Source organism: Vibrio sp. 378 (genome assembly GCF_033339435.1).
The window spans coordinates 1-507 of record NZ_JAWOUO010001267.1 but is presented as its reverse complement, the minus strand read 5'-3'; the positions used below and the strand labels follow the sequence as shown (position 1 = coordinate 507).

General features: G+C 46.0%; 1 protein-coding gene. It reads left to right on the top strand.

The window, feature by feature from the left end:
* A partial coding sequence (locus R7Q48_RS31490; RefSeq protein ID WP_318134408.1) for an AAA family ATPase occupies positions 1 to 507 on the top strand: 507 nt, incomplete at both ends.

Below are 507 nucleotides of genomic sequence, written 5' to 3'. Positions count from 1 at the left end.
TCAGAAAAAGCCGCACTTTCTGGTACTCAGCATATTAAATCTGAACTAGAGCAAGCTCGCATGGACATGGAGTTTGCGCGTCGTGCTGGTGATCTAAACCGAATGTCTGAGCTTCAATACGGTCGTATTCCGGAATTAGAGAAGCAACTAGATTTGGCGACTCAGGCTGAAATGCAAGAAATGACGCTGCTTCGTAACAAAGTAACAGATAACGAAATCGCAGAAGTGCTTTCTAAACAAACGGGCATTCCAGTATCTAAGATGTTAGAAGCGGAGAAAGAGAAACTACTTCGCATGGAAGATGTGCTTCACAATCGTGTTGTAGGGCAAAGCGAAGCAGTTGCAGTGGTATCGAACGCGATTCGTCGTAGCCGAGCTGGGCTTTCTGATCCAAACCGACCAATTGGTTCCTTCTTATTCTTAGGCCCAACTGGTGTCGGTAAAACGGAACTATGTAAGACACTCGCGAGCTTCATGTTCGACAGTGAAGATGCAATGGTACGCATC